This window comes from Tepidisphaeraceae bacterium, from assembly GCA_035998445.1.
Classification (GTDB): Bacteria; Planctomycetota; Phycisphaerae; order Tepidisphaerales; family Tepidisphaeraceae; genus DASYHQ01.
Window position 1 is genome coordinate 121,490 of the sequence record DASYHQ010000045.1, and the last position, 20,125, is coordinate 141,614.

Here is a 20,125-nt window from a genome sequence, read left to right on the forward strand (position 1 = left end):
GCAGCCGGCCGGTGACGGTTCATTGGTGGGCGAGACATTCTTAATGGAAGCGAGGACTGAGATGGTCAAGAAGAACGTGTTAGCCCTGTGTGCCGCGGCAGCGATTGGGTTCGCCGGGGCGATCATGATGGGCACGGGCAGCGACCGCAATGTCGCGCTCGCGCAGGACGCGGGTGGGACGGCGGCCGGTTCGAACGCGATGTCGGCCCCGGCCGGCAACAATGCGCCGCTGACGACGAAGGACATCAGCCTGGAACAGGCAAACCAAATCGTGTCGGCGGCGATTCAGAAAGCGCGGGACACGAACACGAAGATGGACATCGCGGTAGTCGACGCCGGCGGTAACCTCAAGAGCTTCGCGCGGATGGACGGCGCGTGGATCGGGAGCATCGACATCGCGATCCGCAAGGCAAAGACGGCGCGGTTCTTCGACATGCCCACCGGCGAGATCGGCAAGCTGAGCCAGCCCGGTGGCCCGCTGTACAACATCGAGATCTCCAACGGCGGGCTGATCTCGTTCCCCGGCGGCATCCCGCTGAAGGACGCCGACGGCACCGTCATCGGCGCGATCGGCGTCAGTGGCTCGACCGTCGAGAACGACCACACGGTCGCCGAGGCGGGCGCCGGGGCCGTCAAGTAACCCGAACTGCGCTATCAAGGAACTGACGTGGCCGGCGGGTGGCACGGGTTGGCAATGCAACCTCTGACATCCGCCGGCTGCGGATTGGAAACGGGGAACCAGCGATTGCAATCAATCTGATGGTCTCGATCCGTGCATAGCGCATGGCGGGCGCGGCTTGAGGTACGCGTTCTTCCCCAAGAGCACCACCGGCACGGTCCAGAACAGGATCCACAGGTCCAGCCCGATCGACGCACGATCGATATACGCCAGATCCCACTCAATTCGGTCGTTCCACGGGATGGCGTTCCGCCCCATCACCTGCGCCAGCCCAGTCAACCCCGGCTTCACCAACAGCCGTTGCGCTTGCCTTGGACTACATTGTTGGATCTCCCACGCCAGCAGGGGCCGCGGGCCAACCAACGACATCTGCCCGACCAACACGTTGAAGAGTTGCGGTAATTCATCGAGGCCCGCGGCCCGCAACACACGGCCGACGCGCGTGATTCGCGGATCGTCACTGGTGGTCTCCTCGTGCAGATTCACTTCGGCTGCTATGTCGGTCATCGTGCGAAACTTGATGATCCGAAACTGCCGACCTCGCAACCCCGTGCGCGCTTGCAGAAAAAGAGCCGGACCGCCGGAATCGGCCCGCACGGACAAGGCAATCAACACCATCAACGGCGAGAGCACCACCAGAGCCAGGGCGGACACAGCTACATCCAGCGTGCGCTTGGCAATCGCGTGCGTCGTCGTTAGCCCTACGCTCCCTATCATGGCGAGGATGATAGACTGGCAAGCGGCGAAGCAGACTGCACACGCGTCCCCTTTTCAAACTTAAATGAACTTCCCGCTGCGGATACTCTTCGTCAACCAGTACTACTGGCCCGACCGTGCACCCACCGCGCAATCTCTTGCCGATTTGGCAGAGTTCCTCGCCAATCGAGGGCATGAAGTTCACATTGTTTGCTCCGCTGGCCAATACGACTCGACTTCCAGTCATGGCGAGGCGCTTTCGTCGTTCGAAGTGCATAAGGGCGTTCTCGTTCGACGCATCGGCGCGACCTCCTTCGGACGCGACGGAAAACTTGGCAATTTATCGCAACTAGTCGACTTCGCCTCGTTCCACGCGTTGTGCGCGGTTCACGTGCTGTCGTCCGCCCGGAAGTTCGACGTGGTCGTCACGCTCACTACGCCACCGCTGATCGCCATCTACGCGTCGGTTGCCGCCCGCCTGTTTCGTACGGTGCGGCACGTTCACTGGACGATGAACCTTCACCCGGACATCGGGATCGAGATGGGTCTGCTTCGTCGCACTGGCCTATTGGCCCGCGTCCTATCCGGCCTGACGGATTGGCAATTGCGTACAAGCGCCGCCTGCGTCTCGCTCGGTGACTGCATGACCAACCGGCTTCGCGCCAAGAGGGTCAGTGCGTCGCGAATATCGCGCATTCCCATGTGGGGACTTGATCTTCCGGATGGCGACGAGGAAGACGACTTCAGGACCGAATGGGATCTGGAAGGAAGGTTCGTCGTGATGCACGCCGGCAATGCGGGTGCGATTTGTACGTTCGACGTCGTCCGCGAGGCAGCGGTTCGCATGCGCAGCGATGACCGGTTCGTCTTCATGTTTGTCGGCGCGGGACGCCAGATCCGCGAGCTGAGAGCATTCGCCGAAAGTCACGATCTCACCAATGTGCGGTTCCGCCCGTACGTCCCGCGCGAGCAGCTCGCCCGCGTGCTTCGCACGGGCGACGTGCACCTCGTCAGCCTACGCGCCGAACTCACTGGCACCTCGGTGCCCTCCAAGCTCTACGGCATCATGGCTGCCCGACGACCAGCTATCTTCATCGGAGCACCGGATTCAGAATCGGCCGCCGCGATCCGCCGCTATAGCTGTGGCAAGGTTGTCTCCCCGACTGATCCCGACGCCTTCGAAGCAGCGGTTCGACAATTTGCGATGGATCCTGTGCTGCGCGCAAGTGCCGGCAGCCGTGGGCGCGAGGGCTACGAGCGCGAATTTAACCCCACCATCTGTTGTACAAGTTGGGCGACCCTCATTGAGAGCATCGGTACGCCGCCGGATAAGGGGCGTCGTTCAACTCGAGCAAAGTGCCGTGCTGGTCGCGCTTCATCAGGCTCGCAATGGCTGGCCATTTCAGCACAACAACGAGCATTCTAGTTGATTCCCGTTCGACGGTTTCCCACAAGAGCTACTTGGCCTTGTTCAATTCCTCGGCCATATTGTTGAACATGTCACCGGCGCGCGCCTCGGCGGGGTCGCCGGGCCGCGATTAGCTAATGTTGTCCGCCGGTCTGCGGCTCTGCATATAATCCATCCGTCGTGCGTTGAGCATGAAACACCGAAGTCGCGTCGAGATCGAACGAGGAGGCTGCCGTGGCGGATGAGACGATGCTAATGCTGGCGAGCGAGGTGCGAGGCAAGACGCTGCGGATCCTGGAGACGGTTAGCGACGACGAAGCCCGCTTTACCGGCCCGGGGCTGAACAACTCGATCCTGTGGCACGCGGGACACGCGGTGGTGGTCGTCGAGCACCTGAGCATCATGCCCGCAACCGGGCGGGAGCCGGCCTATCCGCAGGGATGGCACGAGAAGTTCGCCTGGAAGAGCGAGCCAGCAAAGGTGACGCAATGGCCGGCGCTGGCGGAGGTGCAAGAGGTGCTGCGGTCGCAGCTCGCGCGACTTCAGGAGACGATTGGCGGCCTCGCGCCCCAGCAGCTAGACCGGGTGATCGACCAACGCCGCAACCGCACTTTGCGCTATTCGATCCTGCACGGCTTGCATGACGAGTCGGGGCACCAAGGAGAGATGTACCTGCTGCGCAAGCTCTACGCGCGCCAGTCCGCCCCGCAGGCAAACGCCGCGCTCTGACGAATAGGTGAGCTCTCGTGGGGGCGACGCAACGCTCGCCGAAATTGCAGAGTAAGGGGATGCGGCTACACTGCCATCGCAGAGTTCCTCCGGCGTTCGCGTGGTGGCGGCAAGGACAGCGCATGGAAATGGGGTCGACATCGTTGCCGCAGCGGTTCTGCTCCAACCACCCGCAGCGCGCGGCGATCGGGGTTTGCGTCGTTACGTCGACGCCCATCTGCAGCGAGTGCTCCACACGATACGAAGGGGTCAATTACAGCAAAGAGGGCCTGCGGCTGCTCCGGGAGCGTCGCGCCGCCGCTGCGAAGGGGACCCGATCGGGGGCCACGACGCTGCTGATCATCGTGGCTTGGTGCACGGCGCCGCTCCAGCTGTACCTCGTCTACCAATCTTACGCGATGTCGGCCGAGCTGCTCGCGCAGCTCTTACATTGGAAGCCCTAAACGCATGATCGTGGCACGGACGACTGACGATGGGTTCATCGCGCGGCTGATCAACGTGCAGGGCCCCTGCACGACACCGCTCGACGCCGCCATCGAGTACATGCGGGCGCGCATCGAGCGTATTGCGCCGTGGTATGTACTTGCGATGGCACCGCACGCGATCGTCACGGTGCTGCTGATCGACGTGATCATCGCAGGGCAACGCTCGCGGATCGCCCCGCTGTGCCTTTGGCTGCTCGCAGCGACCCTGTGGCGATGGGCATGTCTCGCGCGGCTGCAGCAGGACGTGCTGCGCGACCTCGGGCAGGCGGGCGACGTACGGTTGTGGTCTCGGTTGCCGGCGATCATTTGCGTACGGATGGCCTCGAACGTTGGCATAACCTGGGGCAGCATCGCGCTGGGCGTGCCGGCGTTTTACGGACTGTTCATGGGCGGGTTCGTTGCGCCCCTGCTGTTGGAGAGCCGCGATCCGGCCGTGCCGCGCGTGCGCGCCTGCATGTCGTGGATCACGCATGCCGGCAGGCGGCTGCTGCGCGTGACGCTGGTGATGACGCTGATCATCCTTGTTGGCACGATCGCGGCGTTCGTCAGTCAGATGGTTTTGGCCAACACCGTCCTGTCGAGCTTGTTAGGGATTGACACCGCCGACCTAAACGTCACGTTGGGAAGCTGGGCGTGGCGGCTTCGCGTCTTCTACGGGCTGTTCCTGCTGTTCGACGTTTACTGGACGGTCGCGTGCGTCTTCCTGTATTACGACTCGCAATCGCGGCGCACCGCGACCGACCTGCGCGTACGGTTGACGGACCTGACCAAGGCGGGCGCGTGACCCTTGCCCGCACCACGTTGCATCTTACCCTGTCGGTCGCAGCGATGTCGTCGTGCGCGACGCTGGCCAACGCCGCCGAGGGAACTGGCCGCGCAGCGGCGCCGGTGCCTGCCGCAACGACGGACGACCCGCACCAACACCTGAACCAGATCCTCCAGCGGCCAATGTTTCGGGCATGGCGGTCTCGCCAAGAGGGACCCGACTTCCGCGTTGAATCGCCTTTATCAGAGGATTTCGACGGCTCGTGGATCCGTAAACCCTTCACCTGGATCGGGGACCTATTCGAGTGGCTCTTCCGCTCGCGCCGCAACGCCCCTAGGTTGCCGAACCTTCCGAGTGGCGATGGGCTGTCCACGGCGCTGAAGGCAGTGGCGTGGGCGGTGCTGGGGGTGGCGCTGCTGTTCCTGACCATCCTGCTGTACCGAGTCCTCCGCAGGCCCACGGCTACGTCGCCGGCGGCACGGCTGCTGAGCCGCCAGCAGGTCCGTGATGCGATGGAATCGGGTGACGCGCTGGCGCTGGGCACCGGTCAGTGGCTGGACGAGGCCGACCGCCTCGCGAGCGAACAGGACTTTCGCGCCGTCTACCGCGCGCTCTACCTAGCGCTGCTGTCGGGGCTGCACACGGTCGGCAAGATCGAACACACCCGCAACCGGACCAATTGGGCCTACGTCGAGCGGTACCGCGGGCCGGCGAACGAACGGCAGACGTTCGGCGAACTGACGACTTTGTTCGACCGCGTGTGGTACGGTCGCAAACCCGCCAGTGGCGACGATCTGGACGTCCTCCGGCACAAGGTGGCCCTGCTCACGCAGAAGGCGGCTGGCGGGGGTGCTGCATGAAGCGACGTTGGCCCTTCTGGCTCACGATGGGCGCTCTGATGATCGGCGCGCTACTGGCCTATCGCTCCGCCGTCTTCAGCAGCCGCAGCGGAGACGCGGCACCGTTGTACTCGACGCGCCGCCACGACCCGTACGGCACCGCGGCGCTCTACACGCTGGCCATCGAACGCGGCCTCGAGACGCGCCGCATCGAGCAACCCACTTTGGACCCGGACGACCGCGGAACCCTGATCCAGGTTCCGAATGGCACGCGGGGCGCGTTCGGCGGCGCCACGTATCACCTTCAGACGCGACAACTGGCGGACTGGATCGCTCAAGGCAATACCGTCGTCCAACTCAGCCGCGTCCCGACCGAACTCATGGGTCACTTCAAGATCGCCGTGGCCAAAGAAGTGCCCGCCGACCTGCTGGAGTCGATTCGAGGCGAGGAGACGCGCGGCGCCAACCCGGACGAAGTGCCCGGCACCAATTACCTGGCGCGACTTCAGGGTGAGGATAAGGGTCTGCCCGACGGACGACTGCTGTTGCGGGAACCGATGAGCTTCGCGGACCGGCCGAACGACCCGAGGTGGTCGGTACTGGCCCGCGTGCCGACGTACGGCAACGCGATCGTCGCGGCCGAATTGCGCGTCGGACGTGGCCGTCTGATCCTCGTCGGCGCGCCGACGCCGGCCATCAACGAAACGCTCGGGCAAGAGAGCAACCTCGACTTCCTGCTGTCGACGATCGGTGACGGCCCGGTCCTACTGGACGAGTGGTCGCATGGCATCGGCCATGAGGCGACGATCATCGGGTTCCTGCTGGAAGCAGGGTTGTTGCCTATCCTGTTGCAAGTTGGGTTTGTGGCAGCCCTATACGTCTGGAGCACGTCGCAACCCCACGCGTCCGACGACGAGCAAATGTCGGCGCCTGAGGCCGGAGTTGGCGCCGGACAGGTCGCGACGCTCGGCTTTCTGTACAGCCGATCGCTGGCGCCCGATGCGACGGCCGAGCGGGTGTCGGCCGAGGTGACGCGACGACTCGCCGAGGCGTTGCGTTGCCGGCCGCACGACGTGTGCGCCCGGGTCTCCTCCCTCGCGCCCGACCTGCGCCAGCGATGCGAGCAGCTGTTTCAACGCCTTGCCGCCATCCAGCCCCCGCGCGACGTGCGCTGTCCCACCTGCGGTTACGATCTGCGCGGCAACGTGACGGGCCGATGCCCGGAATGCGGCGCGTTGCTCAGCAGCGAGCTGCGCCACCACATCGCGCAGCTGGCGCCCAGCCCGCCATCGACCCGGGGTTCAATGAAGTTACAAACCAAAGCGGCGTTTGCTGACGCGCTGAGCTTGTCCTACGAACTGTCTCAGGAGATCCGCCGTGAATCACGAGTTGCCAACTGAATTGTCCGCCGTAGCCCGCTCGCTGGGCACGCTGCGAACCGAGATGTCCAAAGCGGTGCTGGGGCAGGACGAGGTGCTCGAGCAGGTGCTGGTCACGCTGCTGTGTGGCGGGCACGCGCTGCTGGAGGGCGTGCCGGGCGTGGCCAAGACGCTGACGATCCGCGCGTTGGCCCAGGCCGTGTCGTGCGTCGTGAAGCGCATCCAGTTCACGCCCGACCTGATGCCGTCAGACATCGTCGGCACCAACGTCTTCGACCTCAGCACCAACTCGTTTCGCCTGCACACCGGACCGGCCTTCACCGACCTGCTGTTGGCCGACGAGATCAACCGCGCCCCCGCCAAGACGCAGGCCGCGTTGCTGGAAGCGATGGCCGAGGGGCACGTGACGATCGACGGTGTCCGCCACCCGCTCTCGCCGGTCTTCACGGTATTCGCGACCCAGAACCCCGTGGAGTTCGAGGGCACCTATTCGCTGCCGGAAGCGCAGCAGGACCGGTTCCTGATGAAGGTGCGCGTGCCGTACCCCGACGCCCAGGCCGAGCGCTCGGTCGTGGAGATGGTTCATCGCGGCGCGCCACCGGACCGGCTGGACGACGGCACGGTGCGCCCGGTGATGACGCTGGCCGACCTGCGGGCGGTCCGAGCCGCGCTGCCGCGCGTGCAGGCGGAGGCGACCGTCATCGACTACCTGGTGAACATCGTCCGCGCCACGCGCGATCACGAGTCGGTGCTCGTGGGGGCCAGCCCGCGCGGCTCGATCTTCCTGCTGGGCGCCGCCAAGGCACGCGCGCTGCTGAGCGGGCGCGACTTCGTGACGCCCGACGACGTCGTGGCGATGATGGTGCCGGTCCTCGGTCACCGCATGACGCTGACGGCCGAAGCGGAGATCGCCGGCGAGACGCGCGCCGAGGTGCTGCGGTCGATCCTCGACAAGGTCGAGGTGCCGCGGTGACGATCCGCCCGGGCCGACTTTCGATCGCGATTGCCGCGATGCTTGCGCTGCTGCTCGTCGGGGCGGTGGTCGACCCGCGCATCGCGATCCTCGTGCTGCTCGGGGACGCGGCGCTGGTGGCGGCCGTGTTCACGGTGGGCCGCCGGCTTCGGCGACTTCCGATCGACGTGCAACGCGATGGTGACGAGCGCGCGCAGGTCGATCGCGAGCAGGCCGTATCGTTCCGCATCGCGAACCGATCGCACCGCACGGTGGTCGTGCGCATTCGCCAGCCTTGGCCGGATGGCTTCGAGGCGACCGGGGACACGCTTGAGGTCACCGTGGCGCCCGGCGAGGTCGTGCGGGGCGCGGTGGTCGCCAAGCCGCGACGCCGGGGCGGCATCAACTTGCCCCCCGCCACGTTCGAGCTGCGCTATGCCGGTGCCGACCTCGCCCACGTTGGCGGCCAACTCGCGGCGATCCGGATGCGTGTCTTCCCAAGCCTGCGCGGCATGAGCGCCTATGAGGCGCTTCGCCAACATCACGCGTCGAACCTCGCCGGCGCGCACCGGCACCGCATGATCGGCTCGGGCCGCGATTTCGACCAGCTCCGCGACTACGTGCCCGACGACGACTTCCGACAGGTGAACTGGAAGGCGACCGCCCGTCGGAACCGCCCGATTACCACGGTTTACCAGGCGGAGCGAAGCCAGGACGTGCTGCTCTGCCTCGACTGCGGGCGAATGATGGGCCACGCGATGAGCGGCGGCAGCACCGCGCTCGACCACGCGATCGACGCGTCGGTCATGCTGGCCCACGTGGCCAACCGGCAGGGTGACCGCGTGGGCCTCGTGCTGTTCCGAGACGTCGTAACGCTCGTTCGCCGGCCCGGCGCCGGGATGGCGGCGGTGAACGGAATGCTGGAAGACCTCGTGGACGCCCGCGCCGAGCCGGTCTTTCCGTCGTACGGCGCCCTGACCGGCGCGCTGCGTGCTCACCAGACCCGCCGGTCGTTCGTCTTCCTGTTCACCGACCTGAACGACCCGCAGCTCGCCGCCAACCTCGCCGAGGTGCTACCGCTGATCACGCGCCGCCATGCGGTGACCGTGGTCAGCCTGCGCGATCCGCTTTTGGACGAGATCGCCAGCGGGCCCGCGAGCGACCGCCGCGGCGTGTACGACGTGCTGGCGGCCCGGCACATGGTCGACGAGCGCGCCGCGCGCGTGCGCGAGCTGCAGCGCTACGGCGCAACGGTCATCGAGGCCGATGCCGACTCCATTACGACTGGCTCCATCAACGCCTACCTGAACGCGAAGGCGCGCCAGCTCGTTTAACGGCGGGTGCCCACCCTGGCCAACGGCCCCGCCCGCTCCTCGCGAACCGCGCGCGGCGTCACCGGCAGGTAGAACAGGTACGTGACCAGCGCACCGAACAGGCCGGCGGCGACGGCGATTTTGAACGGGTAGGGAATCGTCGGCTCGTTGATCTGGCTGAAGCCCCCTTCCACGATGCCCGCGAGCACGAGCAGGGTCGCGGTGCCCACCAACAGGTCCACCAACTGTGGCCGGGCGGCGCGCAACCGGGTTCGGAACGACCCGCGGTCGCGTCGCAGCTGCAGGGCCGCCAGCACCAGCCCCGCCCCCCCGGCGATCATGACGCAGGGAAGCTCGACCGACCCATGCGGCCCCACCCAGGCGACGAAGAACGTCGCTTGGCCGTCCATCACGTACATCGCCGCCAGGCTGCCCACCATCGCGCCGTTGTAGAACAGCACGATCAGCGTGCCGACCCCGAACGTCAGCCCGAGCGCGAACGCCAGCACCGACACGCGAATGTTGTTGTTGAACAGGTAGACGGTGAACGCGCCGTGATCGCCGGCCGACGCGATGCCGCGGGTCCCGTCGCGTTCAGATTGCTCCAGCCGGGCCACACGGTCGCTCGGCGATTCCTGCAGATGCTCGGCCGGCAAGAAGACGGTGGCAGACGAAGGCGCGGCGAACGTCGCGACGTACCCCACGACCCCGCCGGCGATCAGCGTGCCCGCGCTGACCGCCAAGGCGCGTGCATTCGCTCGCACGGCCGCCGGGAAGTCGTGCCGCAGGATTCCCCACCACGCGCGGAAGAATCCCGCCTTGCGCGGCACCTGCAGCTGCGCGTACGCGCGGGCGACGAGCCCCTCGATGTACTCGGTGACGTTCAGGTTCCCCGTGCGGGTCTGTATCAGGCTGAGGTCGCTGCTGGTAAGCCGATAGAGCGAGAAGAACTCGTCGGCCTCGTGCGGCCCAAGTGACGAAAGGCCGGCACGGTCCACGCGGTCAAGCAGGTCGGCCAACCGCTGCCAGCGAGGGCGCCGATCGCTCAGGAAGTGGTTGAAATCCATATCCCGCAATTGTGCCCACACCCGCCACGACGGGCAACGGGACGTGCCGGCGACACGCGTCGCGCGCGTCCGAACGATGGCATGATGATGGCACACGGCGTATCGTACGGGCCGGTCGTTGACGGAGCCGCCGAGCGAGGGAATGACGCGTGCGTCGATATCGGATCACCACCCCCGAACAGGTCGCGTTCCACTATGCCGTCGCCGGCGTGGTCGAGCGGTGCATGGCCTGGTTCGCCGACCAGCTGCTGATCTGGTCCGGCTACATCGTGATTATCCTCCTGTTTGCCCAACTCGGCGGAAGCGCGAGCGTCGCTCTCATCATCCTGGGCATCTTCGTGCTCGACTTCTCGTACTTCGTGCTGTTCGAGCTCTACTGGGCCGGCCAGTCGCCGGGCAAGCGGATGTTCAAGATCCGTGTGATTGCGGCCCGGGGCAACCGGCTGACGTTCAACGACGTGCTGATACGCAACGCGATGCGGCCCATCGATTCGCTGCCCTTTTCCATGGTGGTGGGTGGCACGACGGCGGTCGTCGATCGGTGGCACCGCCGGCTTGGGGATATCGTTGCCGAGACGATCGTCGTCCGCGACGCGAAGCAGTCGGCTCCGGCCGCCATCGCAAGCGAAAAGGCGCGCGTCAACTCGTTCGCCGCCGACGCCGCACTGCGCAGTCGCGTGTTGACGCGCATCAGTCGCGAGGAGCGGGACCTCGTCATCGACCTGGTCCTGCGGCGCGACCAGATTGAGCCGGCCGTGCGCGAGGACCTGTTCGGCCAAGCCGCGTCTTACTTCCGAAGCCGGCTGGCGCTGCCGGACGATGCGAACCACCTCTCGGACGAGCAGACCATCGTGAACTTGGCGCTGCTGATCCAGGATGCCAAGTTCACCATGTAGCGTCCTGCTCAAATGTTGGACAGATCCGCCAACCTTACGATAAACTTCCGCCTTCTCGTCCGTGGCCAGCCGCAGCTATTTGATTGGCCACGACAATCACATCGCGTTGAGGCACTCGCCAAACAAACGCGGATACCCGTGTAAGGGTATCGTGGCGAGGCGGTGCTAGGTGCGTGGCCGTTCGATCAAAGGGTGGACTTACCAATATGACAATGAATGACACTCAGTTACCCCCGGGAATGGCTCGATGCTCCGTGACCGGGCAAGTGCTGCCCGAAGACGAGCTCGTGACCATTCAGGGCCAACGCGTATCGGCAGAAGGAAAAGCGATCCTGCTCGACCGCCTGCGCTCCGGCGAGACAATGCCGGGCGAGTTGGAGAAGCCGACCGTCATGCGGCGGTTTGGCGCGATCTTCCTCGACGCCCTTATCATTGGCCTGCCGTTCGCGGTCATCGGGGGTGTCATGGGCGCGTCCGGAAATCTGGACCTTGTGCAGAACGGGATCCTCACGTTCATCTCCACGGCCGTGACGGTGATTTATTTCGGGGCGATGCACGCTCGGAATGGCCAGACCCTCGGCAAGATGGCGGCAAAGCTGTACGTGGTGAAGAACAGCGATGGCAGCAAGATCTCGACCGGAACCGCCTACCTGCGCTCGCTGGTCTATGGTGGCCTGAGCTTCCTCAGCGCGTTTGCCGAGATGACGGGCGCCCCCGTGATCATCGGGGTCGCAGCAATCATCGTGGGTATCTGGGGTATTGCCAACGTGCTGTTCGCGCTCTTCGATCGTGACCGCCAGCGTGCGCTGCACGACCGGATCACCGGCACGCGCGTGATCCACAAGCCGTAACGTGCGGGCAAAACGGATGACCTCGTTCACGAATCAAACCGACGCAGATGCAGACATCGCGCCCCTCGCGGGCAGTGCGCTGCCCACGGGCGCTTTGGATTCGTCGGTGCTTTGCCCCGCCTGCCGTTGGCCGTTCGTTGCGGGCATCGCCGGCCCCGTGGCCTGCGGGCACTGCAACTGGCGCGGCGAGGCGTACGAGTTTCCGGTGAAGCGCCTGCAAGTGATGACCGCCGAATCGGCGTTGCCCGAGGATTCGGTCTGCGCCCACCATCCGCGCAAGCGCGCCACGGCCGTGTGCGCCGGCACCGGCGACTACATTTGCGCGCTCTGCGCCGTCGAGATCGACGGCCAGACCTACGGCGCCGAATACCTCGCGGCCGGTGGCAAGGAAAAGGCGGCCAAGGCGTTCGACCGTACGCTCCCCCGGCCCGACAACCACGTCTACACCTACCTCATCTGCCTGTTCATCCCCTACGTGAACGTGGTGATGATCCCGTTCGCATTCATCTGGGTGCCGCACGCCGTCGTGCTCTACTTTCGAGCGCTTCGGATGCGGCGCGAGAACCCGCTCTTTGCGCGCCTGATGGGACGGGGCCGCGTGATCATGATGCCCGTGCTGCTCACGATTGTCTCGGCCCTCTGGCTGCTCGGTGTGGGCTTTGGCGCCTACGCGCTGCTGGAGAACCTTTAAGCCATGGCTGCCGACCTGCGAAGCAACACGATGTTCTCGCGCATCAGCCTCGTCGTCATGGACGACTGCCTGATTAAGCTTGAGCACGGCCGCACCGGCGACCGTGTCCGCAAGTTCACCTATGACAGCATCGAAAGCATTGTGATCTGGCGCAAGACCCCTTGGGTGCGAATCGTCGTTTGCACCACCTTCCTTGCACTGCCCGGCGCTGCCCTTCAATTCGTCGGCGATACGTTCGCCACCTACAGCGGGTTGTTCCTACTCGCGCTGGGCCTCGGGTTGGTGGCCTGGTACCTCATCTGCCGGTCGACCACCATCCGCATTATGCGCGGCGGCATTATCTACGATGTGGTCGGCATCTTCCGGCCGGGCCGTGTCCGAAAGCTGCGGGATAACGTCCTCGCCCGCATTCGTGCTGTGCAAACCAGCTGAACGTCCCACATGAGGCTCAGCCCAGGTGATGCCTCGTCGGTCGTCGACGGCCGTCCGAGTTGAGGGGGTAATGGCGGCCCGCGCGCAATACGCCGCTGCCAAGATCGATTCCATCTCGACGATGGCGGGCCGGGATGGCCGCGCAGCGCCCAAAGTGCCCATGCATGAGTTCACTTGGTAGTTTAAATCTTACGGCGTGCAAAAGGAGGGTTTGGTTCGCCCCGCCGAAGCCCGCTTAACCCACACGCAAGATGACCCCGCGTAGGTTTTAGTGTCAATCTTTCTGCGCGGGCTAAGCCATGCACTCAGCAGTCGGCTAGCATATGGGACTGCGAATTTCGTTTCGAAAACGTCTCGCTCACAACATTAGGCTCGGGACGTTCGGCAGCGTCGGCCCTGGTTGCCAGACGGGATCGATCAGCAGGACATGGCGCTCGGGCGGCTGGCCCAAACGGTTCAGGCGCAGCAGCGTGTCCAACTGCAGCACCGCTTCTGCGATAGACGTGGCGCAATGCTGAAATCCAGCGATGTCGCGATCGTCGTGGCGAAGGGATAGGGCGGCGAATGCGGCTTGGGCGGGAACACCGATGCGATGTCGTCTCAGCACGGCCAGAGCCCCCGCATCGCGCGCGATGACGACCTCAGGGCGGTAGCGAGCCACCCACTTCGCTATACGTTGCGGGAATGCTTGCGGATCCTCTACGCAAATCGGAATTCGATCGTCTTCGTCCAGCTCGCGTTGTCCGACGCAGAAGGCGCCGATCTCCTGCGGGTGCACGCGAAACGCCAGATCATCACGAAGAATCGCGCCGATCCGTCGGTAGCCCTTATGCCGCAACGTTCGCCATAATCGCAGGACGGCTTTGAAGTGGTTCGGCAACACATTGTGACACGGGAATGCCGTCATACCCGCATCGACGGCGATCGCCGCGAACTGCTGCCAGTCGAAGAGGAACGTGTCCGGGTCGTACTGGCTCGTCGTGCGGCCGATGATGATCCCATTGATGCCGCGATGGAACAGCACCTTGCTGAGCGACGCTGGGCTTTCGTGTTCGGAGATGGAGAAGATTTCGAGCGCGTACCCCATCGCCCGCGCGCGATGCTGCGCCAGTGCGATCGCGCGTTGTTCATCGGCTGGCGTTGAAGTGGATGCAGGCTGTTCCAGGATCAGCGCGATCGAGGTCAGCGAAGCCCGCTGATCCGGGCGCCAGCGGTACGAGACGAGCGATCGCAGGGACGGGTCCTGTCGATACCCCATCCGTTCCGCGGCGGCGCGGACCCGTTGCTTTGTCGCCTCAGCCGTGTTGGGGTCGTTGCACAACGCGCGACTTACGGTCGAGGGGCTCAGGCCCAGCGCGCGGGCCAGATCTTTCGTCGTAATGCGCCTGGGCTTCTCCGCCGACATCGTTTCGAGAGGGTACGGGCAAGCACGCGCGCTGCCAACTTCGATGACGTCGCGTGGGATCGTCAACCTCAACCGACGGTCTGCATATGGATGCAGTTCGACGACCAGTGAAGTTCGTTGTCCATACGTGATGCTCACAACTGGCCGCAGTGGGAATGCGGCAACGCGGCGGTGGCGCGATTGTGAACATCTCATCATTGGCGGGCAAGCGGCCCATTCACGGCCGCTGCGCCAACAACGCGAGCAAGGCGGCCGTCAACGGCCTTACCCGCAGCATGGCGCTCGAGCTGGCGCCGCACGGCATCCGCATGAACGCGATTGCTCCCGGTTACGTTCGAACCGCACGATGGGCGACGTTGAACGAAGTATCGGCGGTCCGCCGGTTGAGGAACATTCCCACCGGTGCCCCGACAGATGCCGATGAACTGGCGGCGCTGGCCATGTTTTTGGCGTCCGATCATGCCTGCTCGCTCATCGGCCAGATCATCGACCTTGACGGCGGCCTAGGCGTGCAGCAGGTTCCCCGCGACGTCGCACTATGAGCCACATCATGACCACCACTAATGAAGCCACCCCGCGACACGTAACGATCCGCATCGACGCTAAGGGGCGGCTCGGGCAACTTCACCGGTCCGAGAAGTACATCAACACGTCGCTGCGCTTCGTGCCGCCGCCCTGGCTCATGCGGCAGGCGAGCCAGACGTTCGGCCGTTTCCGCATCGCCCGGGTCTTTCTGACGCTCGATGAATTCTGGGACTACCGCGACGACACCTACCACCCGAACTATCGCATCGGCCACAACCGCTACGCCAGCGACACGACCATTCATCCGTACGATCGCGAGCGCACGAAACCGTCGGAAGTTCACTATCAGGATTACCTGGATGCCGTTGCCGCCGAGGCCGACAACTTGCTGCTATGCGTGCGACGCTACGAACATGAGGTGACCGGCGGCATCATCTGCCGAGAGAAGTACGAGCAGGTGCTGACACACGCGGTGCGGAAGAACAAGCTGCGGCACCCGAACCTTCGCTATCTCGAAGCGCTGAACGAATCAACGAACGCCCACTTCGGTGGGTTAAACGCCGAGGCGTACTACGCGTTCTACCGATCGTTCTACCGCGTGGCGAATCGTGTAAACGCCGAGCGCCTGCCCGGGCCCGCTATCGAAGTGGGCGGACCGGTAACGGACAAGAAGCGGTTCAACCTCGTCGAAGATTTCCTGAACCACTTCCGCGACGACCGCGACCCGGCCAAGCGGCTCGACTTCGTCTCCTTTCACGACTACGCCAGTGGTGATCGCCCGGCGAGGGTCGCTGAGCTTCGCAAGCAGCTCGATCGATTTCTAATCAACGCTGGCCTGCCGTTGAACCTGCAGACGTTTATGACCGAGATGGGCACGCACGAAGGAAAAGATGGCTCCAACAGCGGCATGGCCGCCGGCGTGCCGGCGCTGTTCGAGCAGGTCCGCCGCCAGCATGACATGGTGGCGTTCCCGTGGCTTTGGTCGACCCAGCACCTGACGGACGGCCGAATGACCCCGCACGGCATGCGATGACCCTGCTCTCGCTCCACCGCCGGGACGAGTTGTACGTCGAGAACGACGGAGTCAATGGCGACGGGCTCGGCGTCTATGCGCTGGCCTCCCAGGACGAGACCGGGACCTGTCTGCACGTGTGGAATTATTCGAAGCAGACGGCACGCGTGTCGATCCTGCTTCAGAATGCCCCTGCGACCACAGGCCAATCGCGCTACTACGTGTTGGACGCGCGCAACAACAACGTGCTTACCGCTCCGAACGATCCCGGCAGGCTGCGATTCACTGATGCAGCACCGTTGACGGGCAGGTCTGATCTTCGTCTCGAACTTGAGCCGTACGCCCACGCGCTGTGGCTGCAAATGGTCTCGCTGCAACCTTGACCCGTATCGAAACTCCGCTGCGCCAAAGTCACTAGTCCATTAATCCTCTCGGTGCCAAACTCGCTTCGAGAAGTTCTCTTCCAGGGGTAGATGCTACCCGACGGTGATCGCATCGAGGTTGACGCCGTTGGCGGTCATGCTCGTCAGGCGGATGACGTTGCTGCCGGCGGTCAGGTCCAGCGAGAGCGTCAGTTCCCTCCACGTGGTCCAGCTCCCGGTGCCGGTCATGGCCAGGCTGCCGTGCGCCACCACGCCGTTGACCGACACGCTGAGCGGCCGATCGCCCGCCGACCCGTTGGCGTACCGGAGCGTCACCATCGTCGGCCCCGCCGCCGTGCGGCCGACCGTCAGCTGCACGTACGAGCCGGCGCCGCCGAAGTCGGCGTAGCCGCTGCCGGCGTAGCCACCGTTGGTCGTCTGCCGCGTCACGCCGACCATCGTCGCGGACTCCGCCTGCACCGTCACCGACGGCTGAACCGGCGGCGGCGGCGTGACCGTGCCGCTGGTGATCGTCAGCGCGTCGACGTTGGCGCCCGTCGCGACGCCGGCGACGGCCCGGATGACGTTGGTGCCGGCCGCCAGCGTCGCCGCCAGCGAGCTGCTCGACCACGTCGCCCAGCCGCCGGTCGGGGCGCAGTCGACCGTGCCGACGCGGACCCCGTTGACGTAGATCGTCAGCGGGCGGCCGGTCGCGCCGCCGTTGGCGTAGCGCAGCGACAGCGTCGCGGCGCCCGCGGCCGCCCGCGTGACGGTCCACTGGGCGGCCGAGCCGTTGCCGGCGTAGTCGGCGTAGCCGCCGCCCGCGTAGCCGGCGTGCTGGGTGCCCCGGGCCGTGCCGTTGCTGAGCAGCGCGTCCTCCGCCTGCAGCGTCACGCTCGCCGGGTCGGTTGGCGGCGGCGGCGGTGGCGTGACGGGGTCGCCGTTGCTGCTGCTGGTGATCGTCAGCGCGTCGGCGTTGGCCCCGCCGGCCGACGTGCTGGCGACGAGGCGAATGGTGTTGGTGCCGGCCGCCAGCGTCGCCGTCGCCGGCAGCGAGACGGTCGACCAGGTGGCCCAGCCGCCGGTCGGGGCGCAGGCGAGCGTGCCGACCGCGACATTGTTGACGAACACCGTCAGCGGACGACTGGTCGTGCCGCCGTTGGCGTAACGCAGCGACAGGGTCGCGGCCCCGGCGGCCGCCCGCGTGACGGTCCACTGCGCGGCCGAGCCGTTGCCCGCGTAGTCGGCGTAGCCGCTGCCGGTGTAACCGGCGTGCTGGGTGGACTTGGCGGTGCCGTTGGCCAGCAGCGCGTCCTCCGCCTGCAGCGTTACCGTCGTGGTCGGTGGCGGCGGGTCGACCGACGTGACCTTCGTCACGACGAGCTGCGGCCTGTTGGCGCCGCTCTCGTCGCTGGCGAAGACCGCCGACGTCGTGCCGGCATTGGCGCCGCGTAACGCGATGGCCGCCGACTTCGCGCCGGCGGCCTTCTTGGCCCGCAGGATCGGGGCGATGTCGAACTCGTACCAATCCTGGGCCCCGACGCTCTTGGTGACGACGGCCGATCCGGTTGGCGTTGGGCGCGTCTCCCAGTTGAGGTTGAACTCGTTCCAGAACCAATCGGTGTCCGCCGCCGCGAACGCCGACACGGACATCGGCGCCTCTGCGGTTTGGCTGGTGGTCGAACCCATCGTTGCCATCTCGCCGTTCGTCATCGTCTGGCTGGCAAACGTGCCCGCCGACACCGGCGTGCCGGCCGATCCGTAGAGCCGCAGCATGGCGGTGCCGATCTGATCGGCCTGCGGCAGTGATGTCAGATCGACCTGCAGGTACGTTTCCTGCGCGCCGGTAGTAGCGGACTTGACCTGCAGCGTGCTCGCGACGCCACCGATGTTGCCCGCGCCATCTTGGGCGAACCCGTCGGCCGTTACGGCCATGGTTAGCGTGTTCGGGTCGGTCGGGGGCACGTTGATGCCAGTGTCGGACTCGTACACGCGAACGAACGTCCCGGTCCCATACCTGCCGCTGATCAGGAACAAAGCCGACCCGTTGATGGCGTCGCCGTCGGGCGTGGCGGTGAACGTCGTCGTCCGCACGGTAGAGCCGTCACCTCTCGCATAGGCGATCATCGGGTCAACGACGTTCACGTCCGGGTCTCCGCCCGGTATCTTCATGATGTTAAGCGAATCGTCTGGGTCGCGAGTTGATGGGGAAGTGTAGACGACACCTGATCCACCCTCGGAAATTCTCAGCGAACGGTGGGAGACAGGCACATTACCGTTCGAGGTCTCCGTTTGGATGACCAACCGCGGCGGGGTGGCTGACTCGCGGCTGTCTAACGCGGCGTCAACCGGACCACCGTTCAGTTCCGGATCTAGGTCCGCGAAGATGTGGATCGTCACGTCATCATGTCCGAGTCGCTTCAATTTCTGGAGAAACGTACCCATCGAAAAGTGCAACAGCCGCTTTCCCTTGTTGACGCTATTCATGCCCGTCCCGCTGTAGCCGTACAGCGGCCCGGTCGGCGCGGTGTTGTAGGTGACGCCCGACTCGGTCCAGACAGCATCGGGGATGACGAACGCCCTGAACCGGCCGTACCCGGGGTCGCTCCCGAGCCACTCGCCGTAGATTTGCAGGTCCGCCTGGCTGATGATCTCGACGCTGGACAGGTCGAAACGCAAATAGACGTCTCGGCGACCGCCCGACGACTGATCGCGGATTCGCAGCTGCATTTCAGAGCCGAAGTTTTGGCCGGCCTCAGTCCCGTTACCGACCCACGCGTCCGCCACCGGCGTAAGAACTACCGGGGTAACGACGGGGCCGTCGGTGATCGTCAGGACCAGCTCGTTCGTCAAGCGCGCAAGTCCGACCGGATTCGCCGTCAGAGGAAGAGGCTCGCTACCCTCGACCAGGTCGTCGGACGTAGGGACGATGAAGATCGTCTTCTCCGTAACGCCCGGCTCGAAGTACAGGGAGCCTAGCTGGAGATAGTCCACTTCACTGGCGAATCCATCGCGGTAATTATGGTTCAGCCAAAGCGAGGTATGCTGGGAGAGGTCACCGGTTCGTCGGGCGACGATCTCGATAGGATCGTCGCCGTTTTCGGACCCGACAGGATCCGTCGTTTCAAGCGTAATCGACTGGGCACCAGCGCCGTCGGCGATCATGAATGACGGCCGAACCAAGGGCGTGTCGAACGTGTACGCGGGTGAACCGACCGAGGCCTCAGTTATTTGCAACTCGACCCGTTCGCTTCCCTCAGTGAAGAGGTCAGCAAGCGGCGTTATGACGAGTTCAAGCGATGCAATCCCGGATGGAAACGTAAGGGCCCCCACGATGTACGGCGAGGTGCCGGAGGCGGTCCGGACGCTCATCGTATGATCACGGTCGGGCGCGGTATAACTGGAGTTGCCGCTGGGATAGACACGCACCGTCAACGGCTGGTCGGTCGCCCCGGTCCGGCTGACGAGAAAGACGCCGGGATCGGCACCGATTTCCGACGCCTGTCCATCGAGGATCTCGTAGGAGATATGCGGCAGGTCTGCTGCTAACAGCCGGCGGTCCTCGAGCGTCTCAACGGTCGCGCGAACGGCTGTGGCGATCACGTTTCGACGTGATGCATGGCGAGCGGGCCGCGCAG

General features: G+C 65.1%; 20 protein-coding genes. 16 read left to right on the forward strand and 4 right to left on the reverse strand.

Annotated features, from left to right (window positions below; all coding sequences use genetic code 11):
- Window positions 1-61 precede the first annotated feature (61 nt).
- Complete coding sequence (locus tag VGN72_17300) at window positions 62-640, forward strand: heme-binding protein (GenBank protein ID HEV7301126.1); 579 nt, start codon at window positions 62-64, stop codon at window positions 638-640.
- Window positions 641-751: 111 nt separating this feature from the next.
- Here the strand turns inward: VGN72_17300 and VGN72_17305 are convergent, their stop codons facing one another.
- Window positions 752-1,396, reverse strand: coding sequence for a sugar transferase (locus VGN72_17305; protein HEV7301127.1), 645 nt, complete (start codon window positions 1,394-1,396; stop codon window positions 752-754).
- A 64-nt stretch (window positions 1,397-1,460) separates the two neighbouring features.
- Between VGN72_17305 and VGN72_17310 the strand changes: the two genes are divergently transcribed.
- The 8 genes from VGN72_17310 to VGN72_17345 all read left to right on the forward strand — a co-directional run bounded on the left by VGN72_17310 (window position 1,461) and on the right by VGN72_17345 (window position 9,267).
- Window positions 1,461-2,801, forward strand: a complete 1,341-nt coding sequence (locus VGN72_17310) for a glycosyltransferase family 4 protein (GenBank protein ID HEV7301128.1) — start codon at window positions 1,461-1,463, stop codon at window positions 2,799-2,801.
- 216 nt (window positions 2,802-3,017) lie between these two features.
- A complete protein-coding gene (locus VGN72_17315; protein HEV7301129.1) occupies window positions 3,018-3,512 on the forward strand; it encodes a DinB family protein in 495 nt (164 codons plus the stop codon).
- Between the two features lie 128 nt (window positions 3,513-3,640).
- Entirely contained in the window at window positions 3,641-3,955 is a 315-nt protein-coding gene (locus tag VGN72_17320; protein HEV7301130.1) for a hypothetical protein, read from the forward strand.
- A gap of 10 nt (window positions 3,956-3,965) precedes the next feature.
- On the forward strand, window positions 3,966-4,781 hold the full coding sequence (locus VGN72_17325) for a hypothetical protein (protein ID HEV7301131.1): 816 nt from the start codon (window positions 3,966-3,968) through the stop codon (window positions 4,779-4,781).
- Window positions 4,778-5,623, forward strand: a complete 846-nt coding sequence (locus tag VGN72_17330; GenBank protein HEV7301132.1) for a DUF4129 domain-containing protein — start codon at window positions 4,778-4,780, stop codon at window positions 5,621-5,623. The genes VGN72_17325 and VGN72_17330 overlap by 4 nt, the downstream gene beginning before the upstream one ends.
- Complete coding sequence (locus tag VGN72_17335; protein ID HEV7301133.1) at window positions 5,620-7,002, forward strand: DUF4350 domain-containing protein; 1,383 nt, start codon at window positions 5,620-5,622, stop codon at window positions 7,000-7,002. Before VGN72_17330 ends, VGN72_17335 begins: the two co-directional genes overlap by 4 nt.
- On the forward strand, window positions 6,980-7,954 hold the full coding sequence (locus VGN72_17340; protein ID HEV7301134.1) for a MoxR family ATPase: 975 nt from the start codon (window positions 6,980-6,982) through the stop codon (window positions 7,952-7,954). The genes VGN72_17335 and VGN72_17340 overlap by 23 nt, the downstream gene beginning before the upstream one ends.
- Window positions 7,951-9,267 carry a DUF58 domain-containing protein gene (locus VGN72_17345; protein ID HEV7301135.1) on the forward strand — a complete coding sequence of 439 codons (1,317 nt, stop codon included), beginning with the start codon at window positions 7,951-7,953 and terminating at the stop codon, window positions 9,265-9,267. Before VGN72_17340 ends, VGN72_17345 begins: the two co-directional genes overlap by 4 nt.
- On the opposite strand, the gene VGN72_17350 is transcribed toward VGN72_17345, so the two are convergent.
- Window positions 9,264-10,313 carry a stage II sporulation protein M gene (locus tag VGN72_17350; protein HEV7301136.1) on the reverse strand — a complete coding sequence of 350 codons (1,050 nt, stop codon included), beginning with the start codon at window positions 10,311-10,313 and terminating at the stop codon, window positions 9,264-9,266. The genes VGN72_17345 and VGN72_17350 overlap by 4 nt on opposite strands.
- A 149-nt stretch (window positions 10,314-10,462) precedes the next feature.
- On the opposite strand from VGN72_17350, the gene VGN72_17355 reads away from it, so the two are divergent.
- The 4 genes from VGN72_17355 (at window position 10,463) to VGN72_17370 (ending at window position 13,183) form a co-directional block, all read left to right on the forward strand.
- Complete coding sequence (locus VGN72_17355; GenBank protein ID HEV7301137.1) at window positions 10,463-11,209, forward strand: RDD family protein; 747 nt, start codon at window positions 10,463-10,465, stop codon at window positions 11,207-11,209.
- A gap of 254 nt (window positions 11,210-11,463) precedes the next feature.
- Window positions 11,464-12,060, forward strand: coding sequence for an RDD family protein (locus tag VGN72_17360; GenBank protein ID HEV7301138.1), 597 nt, complete (start codon window positions 11,464-11,466; stop codon window positions 12,058-12,060).
- Window positions 12,061-12,076: 16 nt separating this feature from the next.
- Window positions 12,077-12,751, forward strand: coding sequence for a hypothetical protein (locus tag VGN72_17365; GenBank protein HEV7301139.1), 675 nt, complete (start codon window positions 12,077-12,079; stop codon window positions 12,749-12,751).
- Window positions 12,752-12,754: 3 nt separating this feature from the next.
- Entirely contained in the window at window positions 12,755-13,183 is a 429-nt protein-coding gene (locus VGN72_17370; GenBank protein HEV7301140.1) for a hypothetical protein, read from the forward strand.
- A gap of 358 nt (window positions 13,184-13,541) precedes the next feature.
- On the opposite strand, the gene VGN72_17375 is transcribed toward VGN72_17370, so the two are convergent.
- A complete protein-coding gene (locus VGN72_17375) occupies window positions 13,542-14,270 on the reverse strand; it encodes a hypothetical protein (protein HEV7301141.1) in 729 nt (242 codons plus the stop codon).
- A 458-nt stretch (window positions 14,271-14,728) separates the two neighbouring features.
- Here VGN72_17375 and VGN72_17380 point away from each other — a divergent pair, with 458 nt between their 5' ends.
- The 3 genes from VGN72_17380 to VGN72_17390 are packed head-to-tail and all read left to right on the forward strand — an operon-like array spanning window position 14,729 to window position 16,508.
- On the forward strand, window positions 14,729-15,130 hold the full coding sequence (locus VGN72_17380) for an SDR family oxidoreductase (GenBank protein ID HEV7301142.1): 402 nt from the start codon (window positions 14,729-14,731) through the stop codon (window positions 15,128-15,130).
- Between the two features lie 8 nt (window positions 15,131-15,138).
- Window positions 15,139-16,146 (forward strand): hypothetical protein, encoded by a 1,008-nt coding sequence (locus VGN72_17385; GenBank protein HEV7301143.1) that lies wholly within the window; start codon window positions 15,139-15,141, stop codon window positions 16,144-16,146.
- The gene (locus VGN72_17390) at window positions 16,143-16,508 is read left to right on the forward strand and encodes a hypothetical protein (GenBank protein ID HEV7301144.1); all 366 of its coding nucleotides are present in this window, start codon (window positions 16,143-16,145) and stop codon (window positions 16,506-16,508) included. The genes VGN72_17385 and VGN72_17390 overlap by 4 nt, the downstream gene beginning before the upstream one ends.
- Before the next feature lie 93 nt (window positions 16,509-16,601).
- Here the strand turns inward: VGN72_17390 and VGN72_17395 are convergent, their stop codons facing one another.
- Window positions 16,602-20,090 carry a DNRLRE domain-containing protein gene (locus VGN72_17395; protein ID HEV7301145.1) on the reverse strand — a complete coding sequence of 1,163 codons (3,489 nt, stop codon included), beginning with the start codon at window positions 20,088-20,090 and terminating at the stop codon, window positions 16,602-16,604.
- Between the last annotated feature and the right edge of the window lie 35 nt (window positions 20,091-20,125).